Below are 26,106 nucleotides of genomic sequence, written 5' to 3' on the forward strand. Positions count from 1 at the left end.
CGGGAAAACACCAATGACCGATCAGGCCGAGCGCGCGCGGACGTTCCATTCCCTTCACGTCAAGGGCAATCCGATCGTTCTCTACAATGCCTGGGATCCGGGCTCGGCCAAGATCGTCGAGAAAGCGGGCGCCAAGGCCATCGCCACCGGCAGCTGGCCGGTCGCGGCCGCCTTCGGCTATGCCGATGGAGAGAAAATCCCGCTGGAGCTGGCGCTCGACAACATCAAGCGTATCGTGGCGGCGGTCGACCTGCCGGTGACGATGGACCTCGAAGGCGGCTATGCGGTCGAACCGGAGGTCGTTGCCAAGACGGTGACACGCGCCTTGCAGGCCGGCGCCATCGGATTCAATTTCGAGGACCAGATCGTTGGTGGTAGCGGCCTGCACGATATTTCTGTCCAGGTGAAACGCATCGAAGCCGCCGCCAACGCGGTCAAGGCCTCTGGCATCCCGGCCTTTCTCAACGCCCGCACCGACATCTTCCTCAAGGCCAAGCCCGATGCGCATGACGGCGTGCTGCTCGACCAGGCGATCGAACGGGCGCATGCCTATCAAAAGGCCGGGGCAAGCGGCTTCTTTGCTCCGGGACTCGGCGACGAGCGGCTGATCGAGGCGCTGTGCAAGGCAGTTGCGCTGCCGGTCAACATCATCGCGCTGGCGCATGTGCCGCCGCGCCAGCGGCTGGCCGAACTCGGCGTCGCCCGCATCAGTCATGGCCCGGTGCCTTACCGGCAGATGGCGGAGTGGCTGGAGGCCAAGGCGCGGCTGGCGATTTCTGGGTAAGTGGTTCTGCACGGGCAGCCGGTAAGGGATGACGCGCAGCCCTCCCGATTTCGTCATTCCTGGGCGGAGCAGGAGCGAAGCTCCGTCGCGGAGACCCTGGAATCCATTCCGTGACCTTCCTTGCGGGTGCAGCGGAGCAGATTCTGCACCGCAGCGGTGCGTTGAGGTCGCGGCATGGATCCTCGGGTCTGCGCCGCGTCGCTACGCTCCTTGCTACGCCCGTGGATGACGAAGCGTTGGATGGCTCTGCTAATTGTCAAGGTCTGTAGGCCAGCCTCGCGCCAGGCTCTTGCGCGGATTGATCATTCAATCCTCCAGCGTCCCCGACCGGGCATCGGCACTCTTGCTGTCGCCGACCAGTTTCAGCAGGTCCTCGCCGACACGGATGATGCGGCGCGAGCGGCGGGTCAGGATGATGCCGTCCTGCGGCGCGAACACTTCCGCGCGGCCGTCGGTCTCGCCCGGCGCGTGGACGATGGCGGCGAGGCGTGCGCCCCTGGCGACGCGGTCGCCGGGCTTGACGTCGTAGAGCACGGCGCCCGCCCGGGGCGCCGGCATCATGTCGATGTTTTCCAGGGGGGCGACGACACCCTTGAAAGGGCCGGGTGCGGCAAGCGCGTTGTCCGATATCACGCCGCGCGCCACCAGCAGCCGGTAGAGGCCTTCTGCGTCGGCTTTGGCGAGGGCGCCATCGACATCGAGGATACCGCGATATTCGACCGTGGTGGCGACGCGACGGTCGAACTTCGCCACCTCGGCGGGCACGTTCTGGTAGGGCATGATCGAGGCACCCTCGAAGGTGCCGTCGGTGTCCTCACCCCACAACACCACGGCATCGACGCCCATGGCGGCGGCGCAATCGGCCATGGCCGGCCACAGGCTGGTGTGGATGTAGAGATAGGCAAGGCCCTCGTCGTCGCAGTGCAGGTCGAGCACGATGTCGTGGCCGAGCGACAGCTGCACCAGGCGTGACTTCAGCCGCTGGTCGGCGCCGCCGAAGGTCGTGTCGGGCAACAGCTTGGCATCGGGGGCGGCAAGCAGCGGGAAGCCGCGGTTGAAATTGGTGCGGGTGCCCAGGTGAAAGCGGCCTTGGTGCTCGCCAAAATGATATTGCGCGCGGCCGATCGGATTGGCCCAGGGCACGATGGTGACGTTGCCCTTGATACGGCCTTCGGCCTGCGCCTTGTTCAGCGCCGGCATCAGCGCGTCGATGGCGACGACGCCCGGGAGTTCGCCGGCGTGGAGGGCCGCCTGCAGATAGGCCGAGGGCGCCGCCTTGTCGCTACCTGCGAAGCGCAGCACCGGGAATTCGTAGGAAACGCCGTCGCTGTCACCGGCGATGCGTTCGATCGATTTCTGCATGACATCCTCCCTCAACGGTCACCAGACATGCCCATTTGAGGGTGCCGATGTCGATTGGTCCAGCCTGCCGCGCTATGGGCGCAAGATTTCCGTCGCTTGGCGAATGGTCGTCTATTCAGCCGCCGCCTGAAGCGGAACGGGTGCCCGCCGGTCAAGCGTTTGCGACAGCACCGCGACGGCAACCGCCAGCAAGGCGAGCATCGCGCCGACCAAGGGCAGATGGGCATAGGACACGCCGGCGGACAGGGCGACGCCGCCGATCCAGGCGCCGCTGGCATTGCCGACATTGAAGGCGCCCTGGTTGAGCGTGGCGGCAAGGTTCGGCCCTTCCGAGGCGGCTTCGACGACGCGGATCTGCAGCGGCGGTACGACGACGAAGATCAGCAGGCCCCACAGGAAGACGATGCCGATGGCGACGCTGGCGATGGCGCCGAATTGCATGAAACCGACAAACAGCACGGCCATCAACAGTAGCGTGCCGATGACGGTCGGCATCAGCTTCCAGTCGGCCAGCCGGCCGCCGATTATGTTGCCGATCGTCATGCCGGCGCCGAACAGCAGGAGCACCCAGGTGACATCAGATGTGGACAAACCGGACACATCGGTCAGACAGGGTTTTATGTAGGTGAAGACGGCAAACAGGCTGGCCGAGGCGAGCGAGGCGATCAGCATCGCCAGCCAGACCTGGAGCTTGCCGAGTACGCGCAGCTCGCCGCGCAGGCCGCCGCCGCTCGGCTCGGCAACGTCCGATGGCACCAGCCAGGCGATCGCGGCGACCGAGATCAGGCCGATGCCGACAACTGCGACGAATGTGGCGCGCCAGCCGAAAGCTTCGCCAAGGGCCGTGCCGGCGGGAACGCCCAGAATGTTGGACAGCGTCAGTCCGGCGAACATCAGCGCCATTGCGCTGGCGCGCTTGTTGCGCGGCACCAGGCTGGCGGCGACGACCGAACCGATGCCGAAGAAGGCGCCGTGGCCAAAGGCGGTGAAAACGCGCGCGGCCATCAGTGTCCAATAGTCAGGTGCGATGGCGCAGAACAGATTGCCGACGACGAACGACGCCGTCAGCCCAATCAGCACCGGCTTGCGCGGCAGATGCGCTGTGGCCATGGCGACGACCGGCGCGCCGAAGACGACGCCGAGCGCATAGCCGGTGACCAGCAGGCCGGCCGACGGGATCGACACGCCAAGGTCGGCGGCGACCTCCGGCAACAGGCCCATGATGACGAATTCGGTGGTGCCGATGCAGAAGGATGCAATGGCAAGCGCGAGGATCGGCAAGGGCATGGAGCATCCAGACTGAATCGGTTCAATCTGAAATTGAACGAAGCACGCAACGGCGCACAAGCGTCATTGCCGCAATGCAGCAATGCAGAAAGTCCGGAGCTTGCCGGCAAGCCGCTAGACCAGCGGCTTCAGCTCCTGGGCGATGGTGGGCAGCAGTTCCGAGACGGTGGGATGGATGTGCATGGCGCGCGCCAGCGTGTCGACCGGCGCCTTGGCGTACATCAGATCGAGCACGCAATGCACCGCCTCGTCGCCGCCGGGGCCAAGCACCGAGCAGCCAAGGATCTCCCTGCTGTCGGCATCGACGAGGATCTTCATGAAGCCTTGCGTCTCGCCCTTTTCGACGGCGCGGCCGACGCGGGTCATCGGCCGCTGGCCGACCAGCGCCCGGCGTCCGGACTTCTTCACCGCCGCCTCGGTCATACCGCAGCGGCCGAGCGGCGGGTCGATGTAAAGCGCATAGGCCTCGATGCGGTCGCTGACCTTGCGGGGATCATCGTCGAGCAGGTTGGCGGCGACGATCTCGTAGTCGTTGTAGGAGGTGTGGGTGAAGGCGCCCTTGCCGTTGCAGTCGCCCATCGCCCAGATGCCGGGAACGTTGGTGCGCAACTGGTCATCGACAATAACGGCGCCACGTTTGTCGACTTCGACGCCGGCTCTGTCGAGGCCGAGGTCGTCGGTGTTGAGCGTTCGGCCGAGCGCCAAGAGCACATGCGAACCGACCACCGGCGCTTTGCCGGCCGAGAAGGTCACCGCGATGTCCTTGCCATGTCTGGCGAAGCCGATGTCGTCGGCGCCGACATGGACGGCGATGCCTTCGTTCTCCAGGATCGACTTGATGGTGGCCGAGACGTCCTCGTCCTCGCGGCCGGTGAGGCGCGGGCTCTTCTCGATGACGGTGACGTCCGAGCCGAAGCGGCGGAATATCTGCGCGAATTCGAGCGAGATGTAGCTGCCGCCGACGACTATGAGGTGGCGCGGCAGGACGTCGAGATCCATCATCGAGGAATTGGTCAGGTAGTCGATGTCATGGATGCCGGGCAAATCGGGCACGGAGGCACGGCCGCCGGTGTTGAGGAAGATCTTTTCGGCGGTCAAAAGGTCGTCGCCGACGCGCACCGTATTGGCGGATTCGAAGCGCGCATGGCCGCGATAGAGCGTGCAGCCCTTCATGCCGGCGATCCACGTCTCGAGATTGCCGCGGGAATCGTTCGTTACCTTGTCCTTGCGCGCCTTGATCCTGGCGTAGTCGACGCCAACGGGGCCGGAGAACGTCACGCCATAGTCGGCGGCGCGCCGCGCCAGATGCGCGGCATAGGCGCTGGCGACCATGGTCTTGGTCGGCATGCAGCCGGTGTTGACGCAGGTGCCGCCGACCAGCTTGCGCTCGATCAACGCCACGCTCATGCCGGCCGATGTCAGCCGGCCGGCCAATGGCGATCCGGCCTGGCCGGCGCCGATGATAATGGCGTCGAAGGTTCTTGCCGTCATGCCACCGCCGCCACGATCAGCAGGCCGCCGATGATCGCCACCGCATCCTCGATGAAGGCGGCGGGCGGGTCCTTGCCGAAGGCGGCCGCCAGCCGGCCGCGGGCTTCCGCGCCGCCAAGCGTGCCGATAACGGCGCCGATGGCGCCGGCGATCAGGCAGACGATGGTGGCGCCGCCAGCCGCGCCGATCACCGCGCCGGCGAAGGCGCCCATGATGATGCGGGCGGCGAACTGCTGCGGCACTTTACGGCTTGGCGTCGAGGGCAACTGGTCGGTGACGAGTTCGACGATGGCGAGGATGGTGAAGATGCCGACGGCGGCCCAATGGCTCATGAAGCTCGCCCAGGTGCCGGCAACCGGCAGCCAGCCGAGCCAGGCGCCCCAGGCGACGGTCGCCGGCGCGGTCATGGCGCGCAGGCCGGCAATCACGCCGATCAGAAGTGCGAGAATGTAAAGCATGGAAGATCCCCCTCGATCACCAGGCCAGCACGGCCTCAAGACGGCAGGCTACCATAGGTCCGATATTTGACCAGTACTTGGATTGGCGCTTTTGTGCTGTCCGCGACTATGCTTTGCAACGACGTCGATTTGGAGACCCCGCCATGGCTGGAAGCGAGCGCTCGAAAATGGCGGCCGGGGAATGGTACTCTTGCCTCGATGACGAGCTGGAGGCGTTGCGTGTCACGGCGCGCGACGCGGTGTTCGAGCACAACATGTTGCCGCCGCGCGAGCGCGGCAATCTCGGACCGGGCCTGAAGGCATTGCTCGGCGGCGTCGGCGAGGGCGCCCGCATCGAGGCGCCGTTCCACTGCGCCTACGGCTTCAACATCTTTGTTGGCGATGGCGTTTTCCTCAATGCTGGCTGCACCATCCTCGATACGGCAAGCGTGCGCATCGGCAAGGGAACGCTGCTTGGTCCCAATGTGCAGATCTATTGCGCAGAGCATCACAACGAGATGGCAGGCCGGCAGGCGGGACTGGAGATCGCGAGACCCGTCGAGATCGGCGCCCATGCCTGGATCGGCGGCAGCGCGGTCATCCTTGGCGGCATCAGCATCGGCGATGGCGCCATCGTCGGCGCCGGCGCGGTGGTGACGCGAGACGTGGCCGCGAACACCACAGTGGTCGGCAATCCGGCGCGACCGGTCAAGCGGGACTGAGTTTCCATTCCAAGCAATCAGGTGTGCGCCACGCGCGTGTCCTGATCGGCCCGCCTGGAAAATTCGCGCCGGTACCGCGCCGGCGATGTCCGGAGCCGTGCGGCGAAATGCTGGCGCAGCGAGGTAGCGCTGCCGAAGCCGGCCTCGAAGGCCACGATGTCCATCGATTTCTCCGTCGCTTCCAGCAGGCGCTGTGCCAGTTCGATCCTCTGGTTGGTCAGCCAGTCGCCAAAACTGGTGCCGATCGATTTCTGGAAGCGGCGGGTAAAGGTGCGCCGGGTCAGGCCGGCGGCCTCGGCGACGCTGTCGAGGCTGTGCGTTTCGCCGAGCGCGGCGCGCACGGCGTCGAGCGCCTGGGTGAAACGGTCGGCGTCGGCGCTCTTTGCCACCGGGCGCTCGATGAACTGCGCCTGACCTCCCTGGCGGTGCGGCGAGAGCACGACGTGCCGGGCGAGCCGCAATGCCACTTCCGCGCCATAGCGGGTGCGCACGATATGCAGGCAGCAGTCCAGTCCGGCGGCGACGCCGGCCGAGGTGACGATGTCGCCATTGTCGACATAGAGCACATCGGGATCGACCGAAATGTCGGGGTGCAGGGCCTGCAGCTGGTCCGTATAAGCCCAATGCGTAGTCGCCTTGCGGCCCGAAAGCAGGCCTGCGGCGGCGATGGCAAAGGTGCCGAGGCAGAGCCCGACGACCAGCGCCCCGCGCCGGTGCGCGCGGCCGAGCGCTTCGTCGAGAGGCCTGGCTAGAGGGGCTTCGAGATCCCTCCAGCTCGGGATGATGACGATGTCGGCATCGTCGAGCGCGGATAGCCCGTGCGGGACAAGGATGCTCAGCCCGGCATCGGTCTGGATCATGCCTTGTTCGACCCCGCAGACACGGAAGTCGAAGCGCGGCAGGCCGAGCCTGGTGCGGTCGGCGCCGAAGACAAGGCAGGGCACGGAGAGGTGGAACGGGCTGATGCCGTCGAAGGCGAGGACGGCAATGATTGGAGCGGTCATGGGCTGCTTCCCGTGGCGAGAAAACGAATTGTCCTAATTCTTTCGAACGATGTCAATCGGGCCACTTTTGATGGATCATCGACCGGTCTATCTTCGGCCCATTGCATTCTATCCGGAAAGGAAAACACCATGTCTGACAGAGCCAACACCACGCCGCGCCGTGCGCTGATCGTGATCGATGTCCAGAACGACTATGATGGCGGCAACCTGGCCATCCAGCATCCGCCGTTCCGCGACAGCGTCGTCAATGTGGCGCGCGCCATGGATGCCGCGGCGGCCGCGGGCATCAAGGTCGTGGTCGTCAAGCAGATGGCGCCGGAGACGTCACCGATCTTCGCCAAGGGCAGCCATGGCGGAGAACTGCATCCGGAAATCGCCAAGCGTGGCCGTGACCATTATGTCGAGAAGATGCTGCCTTCCGCCTTTACCGGCACCAACCTTGAAGAATGGCTGCGCGCCAACGCCGTCGATACGCTCACGGTCGTCGGCTACATGACGCATAATTGCGACCTGTCGACGATTATCCACGCCGTGCATATGGGCTTTGCCGTCGAGTTCCTGTCGGATGCGACCGGTTCTGTGCCCTACGCCAACAGCGCCGGCTATGCCTCAGCCGAGGAGATCCACCGCGTGGTGACCATTATCCTGCAGTCGCGCTTCGCCGCGGTGCTGAAGACCGCCGAATGGGTCGAGTGCCTGAAGACCGGCGCCTTGCCGGAGCGCGACACGATCCATGCATCCAACCAGCGGGCGCTGGCGCGCAACGCGGCGTAAAATCCCTGGAAACAGAAAGGGCGCCGCATCGTTGCGGCGCCCTTTGGTATTTTTGGGAGTTAAAGGATTTTAGAACAGGCCTTCGATCTGGCCGGCCTCGTTGAGGAAGATCTTTTCCGAAGACGGCTTGCTCGGCAGGCCGGGCATGGTCATGACCTCGCCGCAGATGATGACGACGAAGCCGGCACCCGCCGAAAGCCTGACCTCGCGCACCGGGACGGTATGGCCGGTCGGCGCGCCGCGCAGGTTCGGGTCGGTCGAGAAGGAGTACTGGGTCTTGGCCATGCAGACCGGCAGATTGCCGTAGCCGGCGTCTTCCCAGGCCTTGAGCTGGTCGCGCACCGACTTGTCGGCGATCGCTTCCGAGCCGCGGTAGATGCGCTGGACGATGGTGTTGATCTTCTCGAACAGCGGCATTGCGTCGGGGTAGAGCGGCGCGAATTGCGAGGCGCCGGATTCGGCCAGCGCCACCACCTTGTTGGCGAGTTCCTCGATGCCGGCCGAGCCCTTGGCCCAATGCTTGCACAGAATCGCCTCTTCGCCCATCGAGGCGACATAGTCCTTCATCGCCTGAATCTCGGCGTCGGTGTCGGAATAGAAGTGGTTGATGGCAACCACCGCCGGCACGCCGAACTGCCTGATGTTCTCGATGTGGCGGCCGAGATTGGCGCAGCCCTTCTTCACCGCCTCGACGTTTTCCTTGCCGAGATCTTCCTTCTTGACGCCGCCATTCATCTTCATGGCGCGCACGGTGGCGACGATGACGGTGGCCGCCGGCTTGAGGCCCGCCTTGCGGCACTTGATGTCGAAGAATTTCTCGGCACCGAGGTCGGCGCCGAAGCCAGCTTCGGTGACGACATAGTCCGCCAACTTCAGTGCCGTCGTGGTAGCGACGACCGAGTTGCAGCCATGCGCGATGTTGGCGAACGGGCCGCCATGGACGAAGGCCGGGTTGTTCTCCAGCGTCTGCACGAGGTTCGGCTGCATGGCGTCCTTCAACAGCACGGCCATGGCGCCGTCGGCCTTGAGGTCGCGGGCAAAGACCGGCGTCTTGTCGCGGCGATAGGCGACGATGATGTCGCCAAGGCGCTTTTCCAGGTCCTTCAGGTCGGTGGACAGGCACAGGATCGCCATCACTTCCGAGGCGACGGTGATGTCGAAGCCGGCTTCGCGCGGATAGCCGTTGGCGACGCCGCCGAGCGAGCAGATGATTTCGCGCAACGCCCGGTCGTTCATGTCCATGACGCGGCGCCAGGCGACACGGCGGGTGTCGATGCCGAGTTCATTGCCCCAGTAGATGTGGTTGTCAATCAGCGCCGAAAGCAGATTGTGCGCGGTGGTGATGGCGTGGAAGTCGCCGGTGAAATGGAGGTTCATGTCCTCCATCGGCACCACCTGTGCATAGCCGCCGCCGGCGGCACCGCCCTTGACGCCGAAATTCGGGCCGAGCGAGGCTTCGCGGATGCAGACGATCGCCTTCTTGCCGATGCGGTTCAGGCCATCGCCGAGGCCGACGGTGGTGGTCGTCTTGCCTTCGCCGGCCGGTGTCGGGTTGATGGCGGTGACCAGGATCAGCTTGCCGTCCTTGTTGCCCTTCACCGACTTGATGAACTCGGCTGATACCTTCGCCTTGTCGTGGCCATAGGGCAGCAGATGCTCGGTCGGGATGCCGATCTTCTGGCCGATCTCCTGGATCTGCTTTTTCTTGGCGCCACGCGCGATCTCGATGTCGGACTTCACTTCGGCCATGACGGCTTTCCTCTGGATTGGACGGTGGAGGGGACGATGGGGTTGATCTCTATCGCAAGCAGGTTGGAACCGGGAGCGCGGGCATCTAACCCTGTCGCTGCCGTGACGTCAACTTTCATGCAACTATGTTTCCTCTAGAGAAAATTCCTCTGCGGCCGGCCGACCTGTCCTCGGTTCTTGCTGGCTCCGCTTGCCGCGCCGTATAGAAGCCAGAGCGACGGGGTTTCCGCCGTCTCAAAACAGCCGCACAATGCACGGAATGCGACAGAGGCGACGGCGCAAATCCGCCATCGCCTGGGCCGAAGCTCAAAGTGTCACTGCGTCAGCACGTTGCTGATTTCGACCATGTTGGAGCGCACGCGCAAGATATAGAAGCCCATCGTCGTCAGGTGCGTCGGCAGCAGCCAGCCGTCCTCGCGGCCATTGGCGATGATGAAGGGCTGGATGCGCAGCGCCGAGACGAATTGCGCGTCCATCGTGTCCCACAGGCTCTGCAGGTGCTTTTCCTTGAGGACGTCCTCGAAGTCGGCCTGGGCGCCCTTCATCAGGCCGTAATAGGCATAGAGCTGGCCATAGGCGAACCAGTAGCGGTCGTCGGCGCGGGTGTCGAACCAGCCATTGTTATGGTTCTCGGCGCGCTCCTTGAGGATGGCCGAGGTCGAGCCGATATCCGATGCAATGCGATCGATATACTGCTTGAGGTTGTCGGCACGGGCATCGAACGTGGCTTGGCAAGTGGCGAGGCGGGCGTTGAACGAGCGCAGCTTGCGCACCGCATCACGATAATAGCTCGGCGTCGGCGTCTTTGGGCCAAACGGGCTGACGCCGAAGTACCAGGTGAATTCGTCGAACTGCAGATTTCCGCGCGCGTCCTGCAGGTCGGCATCGATCTGTGAGGTCGTGCGGACGCGGCCGAGATTATCGGCGAGTTCGGTCGCCGTGCGCCGCACCGCCTGGTTGATGCCGCGCTGGAACGACGCCTTGTTGTCCATCCATGGTGTGTCGTCCCAGTTGATGCCGAACAGGCCAAGCTTGTAGAGGATCATCGACGAGATCCAGGCATTCTGATTGACATTGAAATCGGTCAGGTCGGCGGCCACCTGGGCAATGCCGGAGTTGCCGCAGGTCTTGGCCGTGTCGGTGCCGGTGCCGGCGGCGACCTGCTCACCGGCCGAAACATTGCGCTTCTCGAAGGTGTAGGTGTCCGGATAGTTCGGGTCGAATTTGTTCCACCATTGGGTGGCGTAGAAGAAGTTGGCGTAGAGGCCGATCAGCACCAGCAGGGCAAGGCCGACCACGGCCTTGAGGATCCAGCCACGCTGCGCGTACCAGCGTCCGGCCCACAGGAACGGCCACACGATGACGCCGATCAGAAGACCGATGCCGCGGCCGATCCATTGGAAAACCTTGACGAAGAAGTTCACGATCGGATCAAGCATGGCTATCGTCACCCCTCAAGCATGATGCCAAAAAGTTGCAGACTTTCTGGGCAACACCATGCGTCAAAACAATAAATCAGAACGAAATCATGGTTCATTTCGGTCTAGTCAGTCAGGCCGTAGAGGCGTGTGCGAAACGCCACCTTGTCCTTCAAATATGTGGTTTTCAGAACGTCCACAACATGCGATCGCCAGGCGTCGCTGAAGCCGTCATAATCCTTGTAGAAGCCGTCCTTGTTGAAGATGTAGCGCGAGACGAAGTCCGACGGCACGAAATCCGAGATCAGCCGATTGGTCAGCCAGGCGTCGGGATGGTCCGGCTTGGCGCGGATCACCAGGAAGCGCTGCTGGGGAAACACGTCCTCGATCTTGAGGTGGCCAAGCTGGGCGATCTCGCGCTTGGCGGCGTTGAGGAAGGGAAAATTGCCGTCCCTGGTGATCAGGTCGGCATGGCTCTGGATCCAGGTCTGCAGCCAGACCTTATCGACATCGGTCAGATTGCGGTCCGGCTCGGCGTCGCGGATCAGCGCGCGCACCACCATCTCGGCCCGGTGCTCGAGATAGCCTGATGCCTCGATCCAGGAGGCGCGCGGCAGCTCGATGCGGCCAGTCGAGGCCAGGAATTTGAACACCTTGTCGGCGTCCTTGATCGAGAGGTAGCTGACCTGCCACGGCCGCGAGCGGCGAAACCCGGGGGCGGCCGGATCGCTGATCACCGTCGTCATGTCGGGGTCGACGAACACGTAGAGACCGCCGAAATGGCTGGTCCAATAAGCATTGTGGCGGAAGATCACCTGGTCGGGCACCAGCGCGTTCTCTCTGATATCGCCACAGATCTTCGCCAACTCCACCATGCGGTTCAGCATGGTATCGTCGCGCCAGGCATCGGGCTCCTGCTTCAGCCGGTCGACGAGCTTGCCGAGTTCGGCGGCCTTGCCCAGCACATCCTCCGCCGACAGCACCTTGAACTCGACCTGGTTGATCGACAAAAGGTCCTCGATGTCGTTGACCTTGGGAACGGAGTCCTCGATCTCGCCGTAGATGACGTCCTTGATGGTCAGCGCGTCGATGGCGCGCTGGTTCTTGGACATGAACTCGAACATCAGCAGCGAGGTATTGGAGAAGGCGGTGTGCACCACCGGCAGGTCGATCTGCGACGGTGTCAGGATGATGAAGCGGCGATTGACCTCGTTGGGGTCGAGATAATCATAGTCGCCGCACTCCTCGGCCACTTCGGGCGAGAAGCCGGTGCGGTCGATCTGGAAGCTCTTCAGCTTGGTGGGATTGAGGCCGAAGGCGGCAAGCGCCTTGTTGTAGCGATCGATCAGATGCGGCTCGTCGATGGTGAGCAAGCGGCCGTAGATCAGCTCGTTATCGCGCAGAAGGTCGGGTTTTTTGGCGGAGGTCATTGCGCACCTTTAGGCATTCCAACTGCCCTTCTTCTTCATCGCCTCCATCTCGCGCGCTGCCCTTTCGCGCAGCCTTGCGTCGCGCAGGAGTTTTTCCACCGCGGCGTCGTCGGACTTGTCGGAATAGCGGAACTCGGAATCGGCGTAGCGGTTGATCTCCTGCATGACCATGTCAAGCGAGAACGGCCCGCGCAGATCCTCGATCATGGCTTTCTTCTCGTCATACCCCTTGTGCATGAAGGCTTCCGGCTGTTCGAACCAGTCGTCGGGAAGTTCGATGTCCATGGCGCGCATCTTGATGGCGTCGGTGACGTTCTTGATGGCGCGGCCGGTGAAGCGGGGCTCGGCATCCTTGATCAGGTGGAGGTAGGTGCCGATATCGGCCATGGTCTTGGGCGCGCCGTTCTCCTTCATGTAGCGCTCGTAGACTTTCATCAGGCCGTCCTCTTGCGGCTTTTCGTGCTCCTCATAGGCTTCGGTCACGGCGCGCTGGATTTCCTGCGCCGCATAGAGCTCGTGCTTGCCCAGGGGGATCTCGTGGTTCTTGCCGGCGAGCAGCACGAAGATGTCGATATAGTCGTCGCGGGTCTGCGGTCCGTCGACCAGCCAACGGGCGCCGGCGCGCTGGCGCAGCGCGTCGTCGACATTCTCGGGATAGTTGGAAAACATGCCGAACGAGCAGTTGCCGCGCACCACGGTGGCGGCGCCGGCGAAGGCATCCATCAAAACGCCGGTGATCTCCTGCTGGCCAGCCGAGGCGCGGTCGTCGGAGCGGCGCGCCGCCACCTGGTCGATGTCGTCGATAGTGCCGAAGCCGATGATGCGCGGGTTCAGGACATTGTTGATGAACTGGCGGCAGTTCTGGCCGGATTTGCCCTGATAGGACGAGATCTGGTCGACGCCGAAATTCTCGTAGGCGAAGGGGTAGCCGGCGACCTGGCAGTAATCGTTGACGAGGCCGGCGATCATCTGGATCAACGTCGTCTTGCCGGTGCCGGGCGCGCCGTCGCCGATGAAGGTGAACAGGAAGCCGCCGAGCTCGACGAACGGGTTCAGCTCGCGTTCGAAATCATAGGCCATCAGCATCTTGGCGAGCTTGACCGACTGGTATTTGGCGATGTGGTTGCCGACGACCTCTTCGGGCTTCTTGAAGGTCATCACCAGCGGCTTAGAGCGCTTGCCGGGCGCGACGTCGAAGCCATCGAGGGTGAAATCGTCGGCTTCGATGCGGATATGGGCGTTCTCGAACGGGCCGATGCCGTCGAAGCGGCCTTTTCTGGCCAACAGTCCGTCGATGGAGACGCGGGCGAAAGCGCGTGCCCTGGTCGCCAGGTCGGCATCGTCCTTCGAGCCGGCAATCGCCTTGTCGAGGCCGGCGAGGATCGACTTCACCGCGTCCTGCGGCGTGTCGAACAGGAAATCCGGCTCGGGAATATCGTTGGGCGCCTCGCCGTCGCTGTCGATCAGCTGGAACAGATAGGACGCAAGGCTGAAAGCCGAGATGTAGGCCGAGGCAGAGAGAAGCTTCTTGAAGGCTGAAGCTTCGTCGCCCTCGAGCGGCGCACGGGTGTTTTTCGCCTGCAGGCTTTCGAGGTCGGAGCCTTCGGCGAAGACATCCGACACGGCGAGCGCAATCGCCGTGCCGCGCCGGGCCCGAAACAGAAGCGTGTGCTGTGTAATGGTCAGCAACTGATCGTCGGGATGGACGGCGCCGACGGTCTTCGTGAGTTCGACCTCGCGCGTGCGGCGCACCGAGCCGACCGAAACGGTGGAGACGAAACGGCGGTTGGTGCCGGCCAGTGCCGTGCCGGATTCGCGCGACGGATCCTCCAGCACGACGATGCGGGTGATGAAGCTCTGCGCGGTGGCGCGGTGCTTTTCGATCGCCGCTTCCGCAATGGTGGTCAGGCCGGTGTCCATGAAGGATGCTCCGTGGTGTGACGGTCAGACATCTGAGATGACCTGTCCGTTGGACAGGATGTGAACCTTGTAGCCGCCGAAGATCTTCTGTGCCTCGCCGGCGGCGTAGAGCGCCTGGTAGGCCTCGTGCGGGATCAGCGCGTGGTTCTCGTAGCTCGACACGCCCTGGCGCGCGGCTTCCAGGTCATCGGTGTTGATGAAGAATTCCTGCGTCGTCTTTTCGCTGGAAAACAGCCCCTTGCGGCCGGGTTTCTCGCCCTTGGAGTAGACCTCCTGGATGGTCCAGGTCAAAAGCCAGGCGTTTTCCGGCTTGCGCACCTTGGCCAGCACTTCCGCCACCGTCGAATTGTTGTCGGTAATACCCGCGGAATAGAAGGGGCCGAGCACGACGCGGCGCAATTGTTTGGGGTGGAGCGGCTCGAAATCCTTGTCGAGATTGACCGCGATCGTCGCCGGAGACAGCGTATAGGCGGAGTTCTTCTCGGTGAAATCGTCGAAACGATGCGCCAGCTCGGGATTGAGCAGGCCGTCGACCGGCAGCGGGATGTCGACCTTTTCGTTGAGCTTGCCGTCCCGGTCGACGAGCTGGCGGATCATGCTCTCAGAAGAATCCTCCACCGTCACCATGTAGACCAGCGGCAGGTTGGCACTGCCGTCGAAGGTCGCCCAGTGGACGAGATAGTAGGGCCGCGCTGTTTTCGGATTGACCGAGACCTTGGCGGTTTGCGCCAGCGTGAACGGCCCAAAGGTCTGCTCGCTCTTGACGTCCTCGAGATAGAGCCGCTCGGCCATCGACTTCTGCAGCGCCTCGGGGAATTCCTTGTGGCGCAGGATGAAGTCGGCCATCTCGTCCCGCAATTCGCCGGCCTTCGGGATGTTGGCAAGCCGGCTGTCGGCCTGGCGGCGGTCGTTTTCCAGTTCGAGCAGGTTCTGGAACACCGGGAAGCCACTCTCGGCGCGCGAAATGCGGAACGTGTCCATGAAGCCAAGGCGGTTGCGCCAGCAGCCGAAGGACTTGTCGAGCCGGGCGATGTACTCGGCAACGATCCTGGCGACGATACCGTGCCGGTAGAGCGGCGAGCGGTCGTCGCGCATGAACACTTCAAGGCCGCTGAGCGCGGCCGTGATTGCCGAGAAATACCGCGCCGCCGCGTCGTTTTCGGGGGTCATTGTGTCAGCCCTGGGATTGTCGCACCGGTGCGCGCGGCAATTATGACTGCACGTAGTTGGCCGAATTGTGCTTCTTCAGCACTTCGTCGAAGCGGCGCGCGAAGGCATCGTCGGCCAGCTTCTTGCGGCGCTGGATATCGGCGCTGGCGACCATGTTCTTCTCGTGCATCTCGAGCAGATCGCCAATGTGCTTCTGCGACGCGGCGCCGATGCCGGCCATGGTTTCTTCCGCCGTGTTGTCGACCTGGCTGCCCAGCGTATTGATCTTGTGGGCGACGTCCTGCTGGGCGGCGGTTTTCAGCGAATCTTCCAGCGCCTTGTAGAGCACGATACGCTGCTCGGTATCGATGGTCAGCTTGTTGATCAGCGTCGACTGAGCGGCGATCTGGTTGTTGAGCGAATCGACGAAGGTCTGGAACATCGAGGTGTAGCGTTCGAGCGTCTGGCTTTCGGCCAGCAGTTCCTGCTCCTTGGCCTGCTTCTCATTGTATTCGGTGGCGAGCTTGGAGCGCTCGCCCTCAAGCTGCGTGCGGTCCTTCTGGCTGGTCGAGGCGGCGATCTTGTTCTCGATGTCGAGGAGCATCGGGTTGAGCTCCTCGATGCGCTTCTGCACGGCTTCGAGGTTGGTCATGGTGGTCTTGCGGCGCTCGATCACCTGCGACAGGCTGTTCTCGGAGGTTTTGTAGCGCTGGTCGAGGACCTCCTTCTGCGCCTTCAGGATGCCGACGATGGTGTCTGACTTGGCCAGCAGTTCCTGCAGATTGCCGGCCAGCGACATGTTGCGGACGCGATCGGTGCGCATGCGCTGCTTGCGCTGGCTGGAGAAGACGCCGACGAAGTTCTCCCAGCCGGTGTAGTTCTTCATGCTCTCGAACTCGGCACCGAAGACGTTGGTGGCGTCCTCGAGGCCGATGATGAGGTCGGCAATGTTGCCTTCCATCACCTTCTGCTGCTTCAGCACATCCTCGATGCGGGCGTTCTCGATGTCGAAATTGGCGTCGCCGATCTTCTTGTCGGCGGTGGCAAGCGTGTCGAGCACGGTGCCGGACTGCTCGATCTTGGCGCGCATGTCCTGGACGACCTGCTTGGTCTTGGCAATTTCGGCATCGAAATTCTGCAATGTCGCCATAGGGGCCTCCCGCTTCGGCTTCCGGTCGCTGGTTGCGAACAGCGGCGAATATATGTGGGGCATCCGGGGATTGAAAGACGTGAAGACAGTGGCAGCGTGAAAACAAAAGAATCCGCCAAGGCCTTGAAAGACAATGAAGGTGGGATCATGGCGTGATTAGCCCGGCCGGCTTGGCCTGGTTCAACTGTCATTGAACCTTTATACCGGCAAATCACCGGCGCCAGACGTCGCGGAGATGTTGCATTCGCAGGCAATTGAACCGGTTGCTGGCAAAGCCATCGCCGTCCTGCCATGCGCGCTCAGGGTTTCGGATCGGCCTTCAGATAGGCGATGACATTGGCGATGTCGTCATCATTGGTCAGGCCGCCAAACGCCATTCTGTTGCCCGGTACTTTCAGCTTCGGGGCCTTGAGATATTCGGCAAGATTTGCCTCGTCCCAGACGAGACCGGCCGCGCCCGCGGCCTTCATCGCTTCGGAATAATGGCCAAGGAAGCTCTCGGCCGTGCCGGCGGTGCGGCCGACCACACCCAAGAGATGCGGGCCGACCTTGTCGCGGTCGGTGGCTGCCTCATGGCAGGCGATGCAGCGGTTGAAGACTTTCTTTCCGAGCGCCGGATCGCCACCGGCATGAGCGCCAACAGTGGCCACAAGGAGGAGAAGGCTGGCGGAGGAAACGGCTCGAAGCATGGCTGACCCGGAGAACTCTGGCTGGGACGAGAATGGTGCAGGATAGGACTGAGCCCTTAACGAACGTTGCATCATGGCAGGATTGCTCCGACTCTTCCTATCCTACTTCAGGACAATGTAGCAGCGAGGACCACGCCGGGACGCATGACCATGCTGGTCAGGCCTGCCGTGCCAGGTCACGGCGCAGGAAATCATGCAGCCTGCACGACCGCGATCAAGCCAAGCAGCGAGGCGCTGGAGTAGGTGCAACGGTAGGACCGGTCGGCAGGCCGCCGGCATGGCACTGATCGCCGTGGTGACACTTGGCGTCCGGCTGGGCTGGCGGTTCCCGGCAAGGCCAGTCCTGGCGGCCTGACGGCGATGGCAGGGGATATTCAGGATTTCATGAAGCCGATGAAATCGTCCGGCGTGGCGCGGCCCATCTCTTCTTCCCAATGGCGGCGGCAAAGCGAGACATAGACGTCCTTGCCGATCGCCACCTGTTCGCCCTGGCGGGCAACCTTGCCATCGGCGCCGAGGCGCACGACCATCGTTGCCTTGCGGCCGCAGCGGCAGATGGTGCGCACCTCGCGCAGATCGTCGGCGATCGCAAGCAGCGCGCGCGAGCCGGAGAACAGCTTGCCCTGGAAATCGGTGCGCAGGCCGTAGCACATCACCGGAATGTTCAGCCGGTCGGCGATGCGGGCCAGCTGCCAGACCTGCTCCTCCTCGAGGAACTGCGCCTCGTCGACGAAGACGCAATGCACCGTCGTGTGGTCGTGATGCTCGGCGACACGGGCGAACAGGTCGTCGCCGTCGCGGAACATCTCGGCTTCCGTCTCCAGCCCGATGCGCGACGAGATCAGGCCACTGTCACCCTTGCGATAGTGGCCGGCGACGAACAGCATCGTCATCATGCCGCGTTCGCGATAATTGTACGACGCCTGCAAGAGCATCGTCGTCTTGCCGGCATTCATCGTCGCGTAGTTGAAGTAGAGCTTGGCCATGCTCCTCTTCTAAGCCGACTTGGCCCTGGGCGGGGAGAGGCCGCCGCCGCATCTCCCCTGAAAAAGCAGACTGGTCCCAAACTGCCCGCTCCGGAAAAAACTGTCCGGCACGACAAAAGCGTCAACCGTGTCGCTGATTGGCCAGTCCGCGCCGTTGATCGTGATTGCCTTGACGCTTGAATCCACACCAGAATGGTGTTTGGCTGGCGAAACAAGGCGGGCAGAGAAACCGTAACCACGCTTCGCCAAATTATCACAATGGGAGACTAACTATGTCGCGTATGAATTCCTTCGCCGCCGGCCTCGGCCTGGCGGCTTTGTTGTCCACGAGCGCCGCCTTTGCAGGTGACGCCGAAAGCTGCAAGACGGTGCGTCTTTCCGATGTCGGCTGGACCGACATCCAGGCCACCACGGGCCTGGCCTCGGTGCTGCTCACCGCGCTCGGCTACGAGCCGAAGACGATCCAGCTGTCGGTGCCGGTGACCATGGCGTCGCTGAAAAACAAGGACCTCGATGTCTTCCTCGGCAACTGGATGCCGTCGATGACCAACGACATCAAGGATTATACCGCCGATGGCTCGGTCGAGACCATCAGCACGAACCTTACCGGCGCCGGCTACGGCATCGTCGTGCCGACCTATGTCGCGGACGCCGGCGTCAAGTCGCTGACCGACCTCGGCAAGTTCAAGGACAAGTTCAACGGCAAGATCTACGGCATCGAGGCCGGCAATGACGGCAACCGCATCATCCTCGACATGATCAAGAACCCCAAGGACAAGCTCGACGGCTTCGAGCTGGTCGAATCCTCGGAGGCAGGCATGCTGACGCAGGCCGAGCAGTCGATGAAGAGCAATGAGTGGATCGCCTTCCTCGGCTGGACGCCGCATCCGGTGATGGGCGCCATGAAGATCACCTATCTCGACGGCATGGGCGACAGCGGCTTCGGCGCCGCGACCGTGTTCACCAATGTGCGCAAGGGCTACACCACCGAGTGCCCGAATGCCGGCAAGCTGATCGCCAACCTCAAGTTCAATCTGGACATGGAAGGCCAGATGATGGACGCCATCCTCAAGGGCGGCGACGCCCAGGCGGTCGCGACCGACTGGCTGAAGAAGCATCCGGACGCGGTCGCGCCCTGGATCGCCGGCGTGACGACCTTCGATGGCGGTGACGCCGCGGCCGCGGTCAAGAAAGCGCTCGGAAGCTGAGCCGACTGAATTCGGCAAAGCCGAACCAGGAAGGGCAGCCATCTTAGAAAAGGCTGCCCTTTTTCATATCCTGTGACAAGATGACGTTGCGCGAGCCGAGAGCAGGACGGCTCCTGGACGAAGAGGGGTGAGATGGATCCGATTTCGCAATTCATGGTCGATCACAAGATCCCGATCGGCGCCTGGGGAAAGGCCTTTTTCGGCTTCCTGACCGACAATTTCGATACTATATTCAGGGCCTTCTCCAATGGCCTCAATTTCCTGCTCGACGGGCTGGTCAACATCCTGCTGATGGTGCCGCCGGTGCTGCTGGCGCTGGTCATCGCCATCGTCGCCTGGCTGTTGCAGCGGTCGCGGCCGCTGGCCATCGGCGTCTTCCTCGGCCTGATCTTCATCATCAACCAGAACCTCTGGAAGCAAACAGTGCAGACGCTGGTGCTGGTCGTCGCCGCCGCCGCCATGGCGATGGCCATCGGCGTGCCGCTCGGCATCTGGGCGGCGCACAAGCCGAAGGTCTACCGCATCATGCTGCCGGTGCTCGATCTGATGCAGACGCTGCCGACCTTCGTCTACCTGATCCCGGTGCTGACCCTGTTCGGCCTCGGCAATGCGCCCGGCCTCATCGTCACCATCATCTTCGTCATCCCGACCGCGGTCCGGCTCACCCATCTCGGCGTGGTTTCGGTGCCGAAGTCGATCATCGAGGCCGGCGAGGCGTTCGGCGCCACCAAAAGCCAGCTGTTGTGGAAGGTGGAACTGCCCTCGGCGCTGCCCACCATCATGGCCGGGCTGACGCAGTCGATCATGCTGTCGCTGTCGATGGTGGTGTTCGCGGCCCTCATCGGCGCCGGCGGGCTCGGAACCGAAATCAACCGCGCGCTCGGCTCGCGCCGCATCGATCTCGGGCTCGAGGCGGGCCTCGCCATCGTCGTGCTTGCCATCGTGCTCGACCGAATGACCCGCATTGGCGTTGGAGGCAAGAAATGACCGTCGCCGTCGACTTCAAGAACGTCGATATCGTCTTCGGCGCCGACCAGGCCGGCTCGCTGGCGATGATCGACAAGGGCGCCACGCGCGCCGAAATCCTGGAGAAGACCGGCAATGTGCTGGGCTGCGCCGGCGCCAGCCTCACCGTGCACGAGGGCGAGATCTCGGTGCTGATGGGCCTGTCCGGCTCCGGCAAGTCGACGCTGCTGCGAGCCGTCAACCGACTCAACGTGGTGTCGCGCGGCCAGGTGCTGGTCAAGGACGGTGACAAGATCGTCGATGTCGTGACCTGCGACCAGGCCACATTGCGGCGGCTGCGCCAGAAGCAGGTGGCGATGGTGTTCCAGCAGTTCGGCCTGCTGCCTTGGCGCACGGTGGAGGAAAATGTCGGCCTTGGCCTCGAACTCGCCGGTGTGCCAGAGCCAGAGCGCAAGGAACGCGTGCAGCGCCAGCTCAAGCTGGTCAATCTCGACCAGTGGTCGAAGAAATACGCGCATGAGCTCTCGGGCGGCATGCAGCAGCGCGTCGGGCTGGCTCGGGCGTTTGCCACCGAGGCGCCGATCCTTTTGATGGACGAACCGTTTTCGGCGCTCGACCCGCTGATCCGCACCAAGCTGCAGGACGAATTGCTGCAGCTGCAGGCCGAGTTGAAGAAGACCATCATCTTCGTCAGCCACGATCTGGAAGAGGCGCTGAAGATCGGCAGCCACATCACCATCATGGAAGGCGGGCGTATCGTGCAGACCGGCGCGCCGGAAGACATCGTGCTGCGCCCCGCCAACGACTACGTCCGCGACTTCATCGCCAATGTTAACCCGCTCTCGGTACTGACGGCCTGGAACGTGATGCGCGACAGCCGCGACCTCGAGCATGGCGACAACGGTTGGGTGTGGCTGGACCGGCGCAAGACGACACGCTTCAAGATCGACGAGCACGGGCTGGTGGCGGCGGCCGAACGCGACGGCAAACCGGCGATATGGGTGTCCTGCGCCGATGTCGAGGCCCAGTCGGAGGAGGCAGCGCAAGTGTTCTGGGCCAATCCCGGCACCTCGCTGAAAACCGTGATGCTGGCCATGCACCGTTCGCAAACAGCACCCGTGGCGCTGTTCGATGATCAGTCGCGCTTCGTCGGTGCGATCGGCATCAGGGATGTGCTGAGCGCGGTGCTGCGGCGGTAAGGCAATCCTGCCTCAGGCCGCCAGCGGCAGCCGTAGCTCCGTCAGCAGCCCGCCGTCCGGATGGTTGGACAGGCGGATCTCGCCGCCGGCGGCACGCGCGATGTTTCGGGCGATGGTCAGGCCGAGCCCGAGGCCACCGGTCTGGCGGTTGCGGGATTGTTCCAGACGGACAAAAGAGCCGAACACGGCGTCGATCTGGGCCTGAGGTATACCCGGTCCTTCGTCGCGAATGGTCAGCGTAATCGTGCCGTCCGAGCGGTGCAGGCTGAGATGCGCCTTCTTGCCGTAGGTGACGGCGTTCTGCACTAGATTGGTGACACAACGCCTGAGCGCCACCGGCCGCGCGATGCAGATCAGGCCGCGCGAACGGGTGTCGTCATTGTCGAACGAGACCTCCGGATAGGGATCGGCGATCGATTCCACCAGCGACCAGAAGTCGATGCGCTCGGTCTTTTCCTCGTTCACCTCGAAAGTGGCGAAGTCGATCACCGAACTGGCGATGCTCTCGACATCGGCGAGATCGTGCGTCAGCGCTTCGCGAACCGCCGATTTGCGCAACAGTTCGAGCCGCAGCCGCATGCGTGTCATCGGCGTACGCAAATCATGCGCGAGTGCCGCGGCCAGATGTTCGCGGTCTTCGACATATTCTCGCAGCCTCGCCTGCATGGCGTTGATCGCTCTCGCCGCGGCCTGAACCTCGCGGCTGCCCGATTCGGCGATCGGCGGGCTCTTCAAATCCTTGCCGATCCTGTTCACGGCGGTTTCCATCATCCGGTAGGGCGCCGTCAGCCGGCGCAGCGACCAGATCGACATGATCACCACCAGCCCGGCAATCAGCGAATAGAGCGGCAGGCTGTCGAAGCTCAGGATCGGGCCGACGGGCGTGATCGGCTCGGTGAAATTCAGCCACTGGCCGTCGGCGAAGCGCAGCGAGGCCGTCAGCTTGTCGCTCTGGGCGAAATCGGCGGCCAGCACCAGAAGGTCGCGCTCGACCTGGCCTATGTCGGGGCCGGATACGGCGCCGCTGGCGTCGTCGGCCTCGCGCGTCGCCGGATCGCGCCGCACGCGCGCGTCGGTGACGCCGAACTTCGACAGCCGGCCAACGAGGATGTCCTCGAGTTCGGCAAGTTCGTCGTCGCCGGCGATCGAGGAGGTGACGGCGGGCGTGTCCGAAACGGTGAGGGCGTAAGCCGCGTTGTACAGGCCCGCGGCGGTTGCCTTGCGCTCCGCGGGCGTGGCGCCGCTCATCAGCTGCACCAGCGAGAAGGCGCGGTCATTGAGGCGGTAGAGGTCGACCACGTCGTTGGCGGCGGCGCGGTCGCGCGACACGATGTAGAGGGTCGCGACCTGGCTGATCAACAGGCCGGCAATGACGATCAGCAGCACCCAGACAGGCAAGGTCTGCGGCAGGAGACGTCTCATTCGAAGGTCGTCTCGGGCAGGAACTGATAGCCGCCGCTGCGCACCGTCAGGATCAGTTTCGGCGTTTTCGGGTCATCTTCCATCTTGCGCCGCAGCCTGGAGACCAGGATGTCGATGCTGCGGTCGAAGGAATAGTCGCTGTCGCCGCCGGAGAGTTCGATGAGCTGGTCGCGGGTCAGCACGCGCTGGGCGCTCTTGACGAAGGTCTGCAGCAGGTTGAATTCAGCCATGGTCAACTCGACCCTGACATCGTCGGGCGCCGTCAGCCGGCGCCGCGAACAGTCCATCGTCCAGCCGGCGAAATGGTAGATCTGCTTGCTGGTGGCGCGCTTCGGCTCGGTGGCGCCGTTGCGCCGCAGCACGGCGCGGATGCGGGCCAGGAGTTCGCGCGGATCGAAGGGTTTGGGCACATAGTCGTCGGCGCCCATCTCCAGGCCGACCACGCGGTCGGTGGTTTCGGTGACGGCGGTCAGCATGATGATCGGCGTCGTATACTGGGCGCGCAGGTCACGGCACAGTTCCAACCCGCTCTTGCCGGGCAGCATCACGTCGAGCACGATGAGATCCACCTGCGTGCGGCGCAGGATGGTCTCCATCTCGGTGCCGTCGGCGGCAACCGAAGTATGCAGGCCCCGCTTCTGGAAGAACTCCTGAAGCAGGTCGCGGATGCCCTTGTCGTCGTCGACGATCAGTATGTGTGCGTCGGATTTCACGGGTGCCCTGTCTCGATTGCTAGCCAAGTCATTCCTGGCCGGTGAGCCACACGATAGAATTCGGGCCATATGTTGGCCAGTGCCTTGGATTTCAAGGGAGAACGAATTCGACCTTCTCCACATGGAAAGCCATGGCCGTGCCGAAGCCCTTTGTTTCGACGCGTGTCACTCTCCCAAAACCGGAACCAGTTTTGGGCGGTACGCATCAGCCGGCCCGCCAGACACAATCCAGAAACAAAATTCTACAATCGGGAAAAACTCCTGAAAAGGTAGGGCGGCATAACGGTGCCGTGGCGGTCAGGTCATCGGCTGCGACGCTAGTCTCCGGGTTACGGATAAACCAATGCCAAGATTGTCGATCAGCTTATTGGGAGCGTTGCTGGGTCTCGGCCTGGCCACTGCCGCTGCCGGTCAATCGGACGCAAAGGCGCCGCTCACCCGGAGCGAACGGTGCGCCAATCTCAGCCACCAATTTGATGAAGCCCTCGAAACCCATGCCACGGCAACGCAGGTCACCGCGGCAAAGGCACTTCAGAGAAAGGGCAACCGGTACTGCGCCGCCAAGAAACAGGCACAGGGCATCCGGATGCTCGCCAACGCCCTGAAGCTGCTTGGAGTGACACCGAACGACCCGGTTCAGTGAAGCTCGTAATTCGACCCGCTAAAAAGGAAATGAAGCCATGAACAAGTCCATCCTGTCCGCCCTCGGCCTGGCCGTTGCTCTCGCCTTCTCGATGCCTGCTCTCGGCAACGCTGCTGCCACCACGACCGCTGCCCCGGCTGCGGCTACGACGACCACCGCCCCGGCTGCTGCCGCGACGACCACCGCTCCGATGAAGGCTGCTCCGAAGAAGGTCGCCAAGAAGACCGTCTGCAAGGCAACCAAGAAGCACAAGTGCCCGGTCAAGAAGGCCCCCAAGAAGGCGGCTGCCACAACCACTGCTCCGGCCACCACTGCTCCGGCCACGGCTCCCAAGAAGAAGCCCTGATCGATCCGGAGCTGCTCTATCGAGGCCGTTCCAGCCGCACTGGCTGGGGCGGCCTTCTGCCAAGTGCATGGTCGATGAGCTGAACACCAGCGGCTTACAGCCATTAACCTCGATCGCAGTTCACCTGTTTTCAACACCGGCCGTTTAGGACAGCCCGCATGAAGAAGCGGCTTTCGTCCATTTTTCGTTCCATGGTGATCGGCGGCCTCGTGGCCACCGGTGTCGCCAGGGTGCTTATTCTGTTCACCGCCAGCCCGGTGCCGGATCCGGCGAGCGGGCGCACCGAGCCCTCGCTGTTCGCGCCGGTGATTTCCAGCAATTGGGATTACATCACGCCCGTGCAGGCGTGGCTGCTCATCGTGCTGCTCGTCGTGACCTTGATCTGCATTGCCGGATGGCCGATCGCGGCATGGCTGGAACGCCGTGCGGATGCCGAAGCAAATCGCCGCGTCTTCGGCCGACAGGGCCGTTGAACCGCGTCCGACGATTTCCCACATTAGGGTGAATGACCGGGCTGCCCGCCGGCGGCCCGCACGTCAATCAAAATGGACGATCGCTGCCGCCCGTGGCAAAATGCGAGGCACAGCCCGATCGCGAGACCGTCGGCTCCCCAAATTGTAGGCTCCAATGCCTGAAATCACCACAAAACCGCGAACCAAGGTCAAGCCGCAAACCGAGCGGCCAAAGCTCTACAAGGTCATTCTCATCAATGACGATTTCACGCCGCGCGAATTCGTGGTGACCGTGCTGAAGGGCGAGTTCAAGCTCAGCGAGGACCAGGCGCACCGGATCATGATCACCGCGCACCGGCGCGGCGTCTGCGTGGTTGCGGTCTTCACCAAGGATATTGCCGAAACCAAGGCGACGCGGGCTACCGATGCCGGCAAGGCCAAGGGCTATCCGCTGCTGTTCACGACCGAGCCGGAGGAGTAGGGAAGGGCAGCGTCTTTCTCCCCGTCACTATACGGGGAGAAATGTCCGGTGTCCGAACCGGATAGATAGGTAACAGAATGGACTGATTAGATGGGTGACAGTTTTCTTGTCCGCCGGGAGGACCGGCGATGGTTTGGCGAGAGACTGGCATCATGGATGAGCGGCTCCGGTTTGTTGTGGACTGCCTTTCTGGCGAGGAGACGATGACGCAGCTGTGTGCGGCCTACGGCATCTCGCGCAAGAGCGGCTACAAATGGCTAGGGCGTTATCGGGAGTTTGGTCCGGAAGGTTTGCACGATCGGCCGCGAGCGCCGCTCAATCACG

The 26,106-nt window shown here is 63.2% G+C and carries 26 protein-coding genes; 11 read left to right on the forward strand and 15 right to left on the reverse strand.

What is annotated here, in order from left to right:
• The first annotated feature begins 13 nt into the window (after positions 1-13).
• Positions 14-784: an isocitrate lyase/PEP mutase family protein gene (locus tag A3AU_RS0134650; RefSeq protein WP_027056949.1), complete on the forward strand. Its 771-nt coding sequence runs from the start codon at positions 14-16 to the stop codon at positions 782-784.
• Between the two features lie 306 nt (positions 785-1,090).
• Here the strand turns inward: A3AU_RS0134650 and A3AU_RS0134655 are convergent, their stop codons facing one another.
• The 4 genes from A3AU_RS0134655 to A3AU_RS0134670 form a co-directional block, all read right to left on the reverse strand.
• Entirely contained in the window at positions 1,091-2,146 is a 1,056-nt protein-coding gene (locus A3AU_RS0134655; protein ID WP_027056950.1) for a M14 family metallopeptidase, read from the reverse strand.
• Between the two features lie 111 nt (positions 2,147-2,257).
• Positions 2,258-3,433, reverse strand: a complete 1,176-nt coding sequence (locus A3AU_RS0134660) for an MFS transporter (protein ID WP_027056951.1) — start codon at positions 3,431-3,433, stop codon at positions 2,258-2,260.
• Positions 3,434-3,547: 114 nt separating this feature from the next.
• Complete coding sequence (locus A3AU_RS0134665; RefSeq protein ID WP_027056952.1) at positions 3,548-4,924, reverse strand: FAD-containing oxidoreductase; 1,377 nt, start codon at positions 4,922-4,924, stop codon at positions 3,548-3,550.
• The gene (locus A3AU_RS0134670; protein WP_027056953.1) at positions 4,921-5,382 is read right to left on the reverse strand and encodes a membrane protein; all 462 of its coding nucleotides are present in this window, start codon (positions 5,380-5,382) and stop codon (positions 4,921-4,923) included. Before A3AU_RS0134670 ends, A3AU_RS0134665 begins: the two co-directional genes overlap by 4 nt.
• Positions 5,383-5,525: 143 nt before the next feature.
• Between A3AU_RS0134670 and A3AU_RS0134675 the strand changes: the two genes are divergently transcribed.
• Positions 5,526-6,083, forward strand: coding sequence for a sugar O-acetyltransferase (locus A3AU_RS0134675; protein WP_027056954.1), 558 nt, complete (start codon positions 5,526-5,528; stop codon positions 6,081-6,083).
• A gap of 17 nt (positions 6,084-6,100) precedes the next feature.
• Here A3AU_RS0134675 and A3AU_RS0134680 read toward each other — a convergent pair whose 3' ends face one another.
• Positions 6,101-7,087 carry a helix-turn-helix domain-containing protein gene (locus A3AU_RS0134680; protein WP_027056955.1) on the reverse strand — a complete coding sequence of 329 codons (987 nt, stop codon included), beginning with the start codon at positions 7,085-7,087 and terminating at the stop codon, positions 6,101-6,103.
• Positions 7,088-7,216: 129 nt separating this feature from the next.
• On the opposite strand from A3AU_RS0134680, the gene A3AU_RS0134685 reads away from it, so the two are divergent.
• A complete protein-coding gene (locus A3AU_RS0134685) occupies positions 7,217-7,861 on the forward strand; it encodes a cysteine hydrolase family protein (protein ID WP_027056956.1) in 645 nt (214 codons plus the stop codon).
• A gap of 69 nt (positions 7,862-7,930) precedes the next feature.
• Here A3AU_RS0134685 and A3AU_RS0134690 read toward each other — a convergent pair whose 3' ends face one another.
• From A3AU_RS0134690 to A3AU_RS0134725, 8 genes are all read right to left on the reverse strand, one after another.
• Positions 7,931-9,610, reverse strand: coding sequence for a formate--tetrahydrofolate ligase (locus A3AU_RS0134690; protein WP_027056957.1), 1,680 nt, complete (start codon positions 9,608-9,610; stop codon positions 7,931-7,933).
• Positions 9,611-9,924: 314 nt separating this feature from the next.
• Positions 9,925-11,049 (reverse strand): DUF2333 family protein, encoded by a 1,125-nt coding sequence (locus A3AU_RS0134695; RefSeq protein WP_027056958.1) that lies wholly within the window; start codon positions 11,047-11,049, stop codon positions 9,925-9,927.
• 104 nt (positions 11,050-11,153) lie between these two features.
• The gene (locus A3AU_RS0134700) at positions 11,154-12,458 is read right to left on the reverse strand and encodes a DUF6638 family protein (protein WP_027056959.1); all 1,305 of its coding nucleotides are present in this window, start codon (positions 12,456-12,458) and stop codon (positions 11,154-11,156) included.
• 9 nt (positions 12,459-12,467) lie between these two features.
• Entirely contained in the window at positions 12,468-14,378 is a 1,911-nt protein-coding gene (locus A3AU_RS0134705) for an AAA family ATPase (RefSeq protein ID WP_027056960.1), read from the reverse strand.
• Positions 14,379-14,402: 24 nt separating this feature from the next.
• Positions 14,403-15,548: a hypothetical protein gene (locus A3AU_RS0134710; RefSeq protein ID WP_027056961.1), complete on the reverse strand. Its 1,146-nt coding sequence runs from the start codon at positions 15,546-15,548 to the stop codon at positions 14,403-14,405.
• A 40-nt stretch (positions 15,549-15,588) separates the two neighbouring features.
• Positions 15,589-16,677, reverse strand: a complete 1,089-nt coding sequence (locus A3AU_RS0134715; protein WP_027056962.1) for a hypothetical protein — start codon at positions 16,675-16,677, stop codon at positions 15,589-15,591.
• 299 nt (positions 16,678-16,976) lie between these two features.
• Entirely contained in the window at positions 16,977-17,366 is a 390-nt protein-coding gene (locus tag A3AU_RS0134720; protein ID WP_027056963.1) for a c-type cytochrome, read from the reverse strand.
• 374 nt (positions 17,367-17,740) lie between these two features.
• A complete protein-coding gene (locus A3AU_RS0134725) occupies positions 17,741-18,352 on the reverse strand; it encodes a thymidine kinase (RefSeq protein ID WP_027056964.1) in 612 nt (203 codons plus the stop codon).
• Positions 18,353-18,624: 272 nt separating this feature from the next.
• Between A3AU_RS0134725 and A3AU_RS0134730 the strand changes: the two genes are divergently transcribed.
• The 3 genes from A3AU_RS0134730 (at position 18,625) to choV (ending at position 21,725) form a co-directional block, all read left to right on the forward strand.
• Entirely contained in the window at positions 18,625-19,560 is a 936-nt protein-coding gene (locus tag A3AU_RS0134730; protein ID WP_027056965.1) for a choline ABC transporter substrate-binding protein, read from the forward strand.
• A gap of 132 nt (positions 19,561-19,692) precedes the next feature.
• The gene (choW, locus tag A3AU_RS0134735) at positions 19,693-20,547 is read left to right on the forward strand and encodes a choline ABC transporter permease subunit (RefSeq protein ID WP_027056966.1); all 855 of its coding nucleotides are present in this window, start codon (positions 19,693-19,695) and stop codon (positions 20,545-20,547) included.
• On the forward strand, positions 20,544-21,725 hold the full coding sequence (choV, locus tag A3AU_RS0134740; RefSeq protein WP_027056967.1) for a choline ABC transporter ATP-binding protein: 1,182 nt from the start codon (positions 20,544-20,546) through the stop codon (positions 21,723-21,725). The genes choW and choV overlap by 4 nt, the downstream gene beginning before the upstream one ends.
• A 12-nt stretch (positions 21,726-21,737) precedes the next feature.
• Here choV and A3AU_RS0134745 read toward each other — a convergent pair whose 3' ends face one another.
• Together A3AU_RS0134745 and A3AU_RS0134750 are read right to left on the reverse strand one after the other, a co-directional pair.
• Entirely contained in the window at positions 21,738-23,147 is a 1,410-nt protein-coding gene (locus A3AU_RS0134745) for an ATP-binding protein (RefSeq protein WP_027056968.1), read from the reverse strand.
• Entirely contained in the window at positions 23,144-23,860 is a 717-nt protein-coding gene (locus tag A3AU_RS0134750) for a response regulator (RefSeq protein ID WP_027056969.1), read from the reverse strand. The genes A3AU_RS0134745 and A3AU_RS0134750 overlap by 4 nt, the downstream gene beginning before the upstream one ends.
• Positions 23,861-24,203: 343 nt before the next feature.
• On the opposite strand from A3AU_RS0134750, the gene A3AU_RS0134755 reads away from it, so the two are divergent.
• The 5 genes from A3AU_RS0134755 to A3AU_RS1000000140690 all read left to right on the forward strand — a co-directional run.
• The gene (locus A3AU_RS0134755; protein WP_027056970.1) at positions 24,204-24,503 is read left to right on the forward strand and encodes a hypothetical protein; all 300 of its coding nucleotides are present in this window, start codon (positions 24,204-24,206) and stop codon (positions 24,501-24,503) included.
• 37 nt (positions 24,504-24,540) lie between these two features.
• Complete coding sequence (locus tag A3AU_RS01000000136745) at positions 24,541-24,849, forward strand: hypothetical protein (protein WP_032918644.1); 309 nt, start codon at positions 24,541-24,543, stop codon at positions 24,847-24,849.
• A 158-nt stretch (positions 24,850-25,007) separates the two neighbouring features.
• Positions 25,008-25,322, forward strand: a complete 315-nt coding sequence (locus A3AU_RS0134765) for a hypothetical protein (protein WP_027056971.1) — start codon at positions 25,008-25,010, stop codon at positions 25,320-25,322.
• 154 nt (positions 25,323-25,476) lie between these two features.
• Positions 25,477-25,782: an ATP-dependent Clp protease adapter ClpS gene (gene clpS, locus A3AU_RS0134770; RefSeq protein ID WP_027056972.1), complete on the forward strand. Its 306-nt coding sequence runs from the start codon at positions 25,477-25,479 to the stop codon at positions 25,780-25,782.
• A gap of 128 nt (positions 25,783-25,910) precedes the next feature.
• The coding region (locus A3AU_RS1000000140690) for a helix-turn-helix domain-containing protein (protein ID WP_027056973.1) at positions 25,911-26,106 on the forward strand (196 nt) is incomplete at its 3' end.

Origin of the sequence: Mesorhizobium erdmanii USDA 3471 (genome assembly GCF_000472705.1) — a bacterium.
Lineage (GTDB): Bacteria > Pseudomonadota > Alphaproteobacteria > Rhizobiales > Rhizobiaceae > Mesorhizobium > Mesorhizobium erdmanii.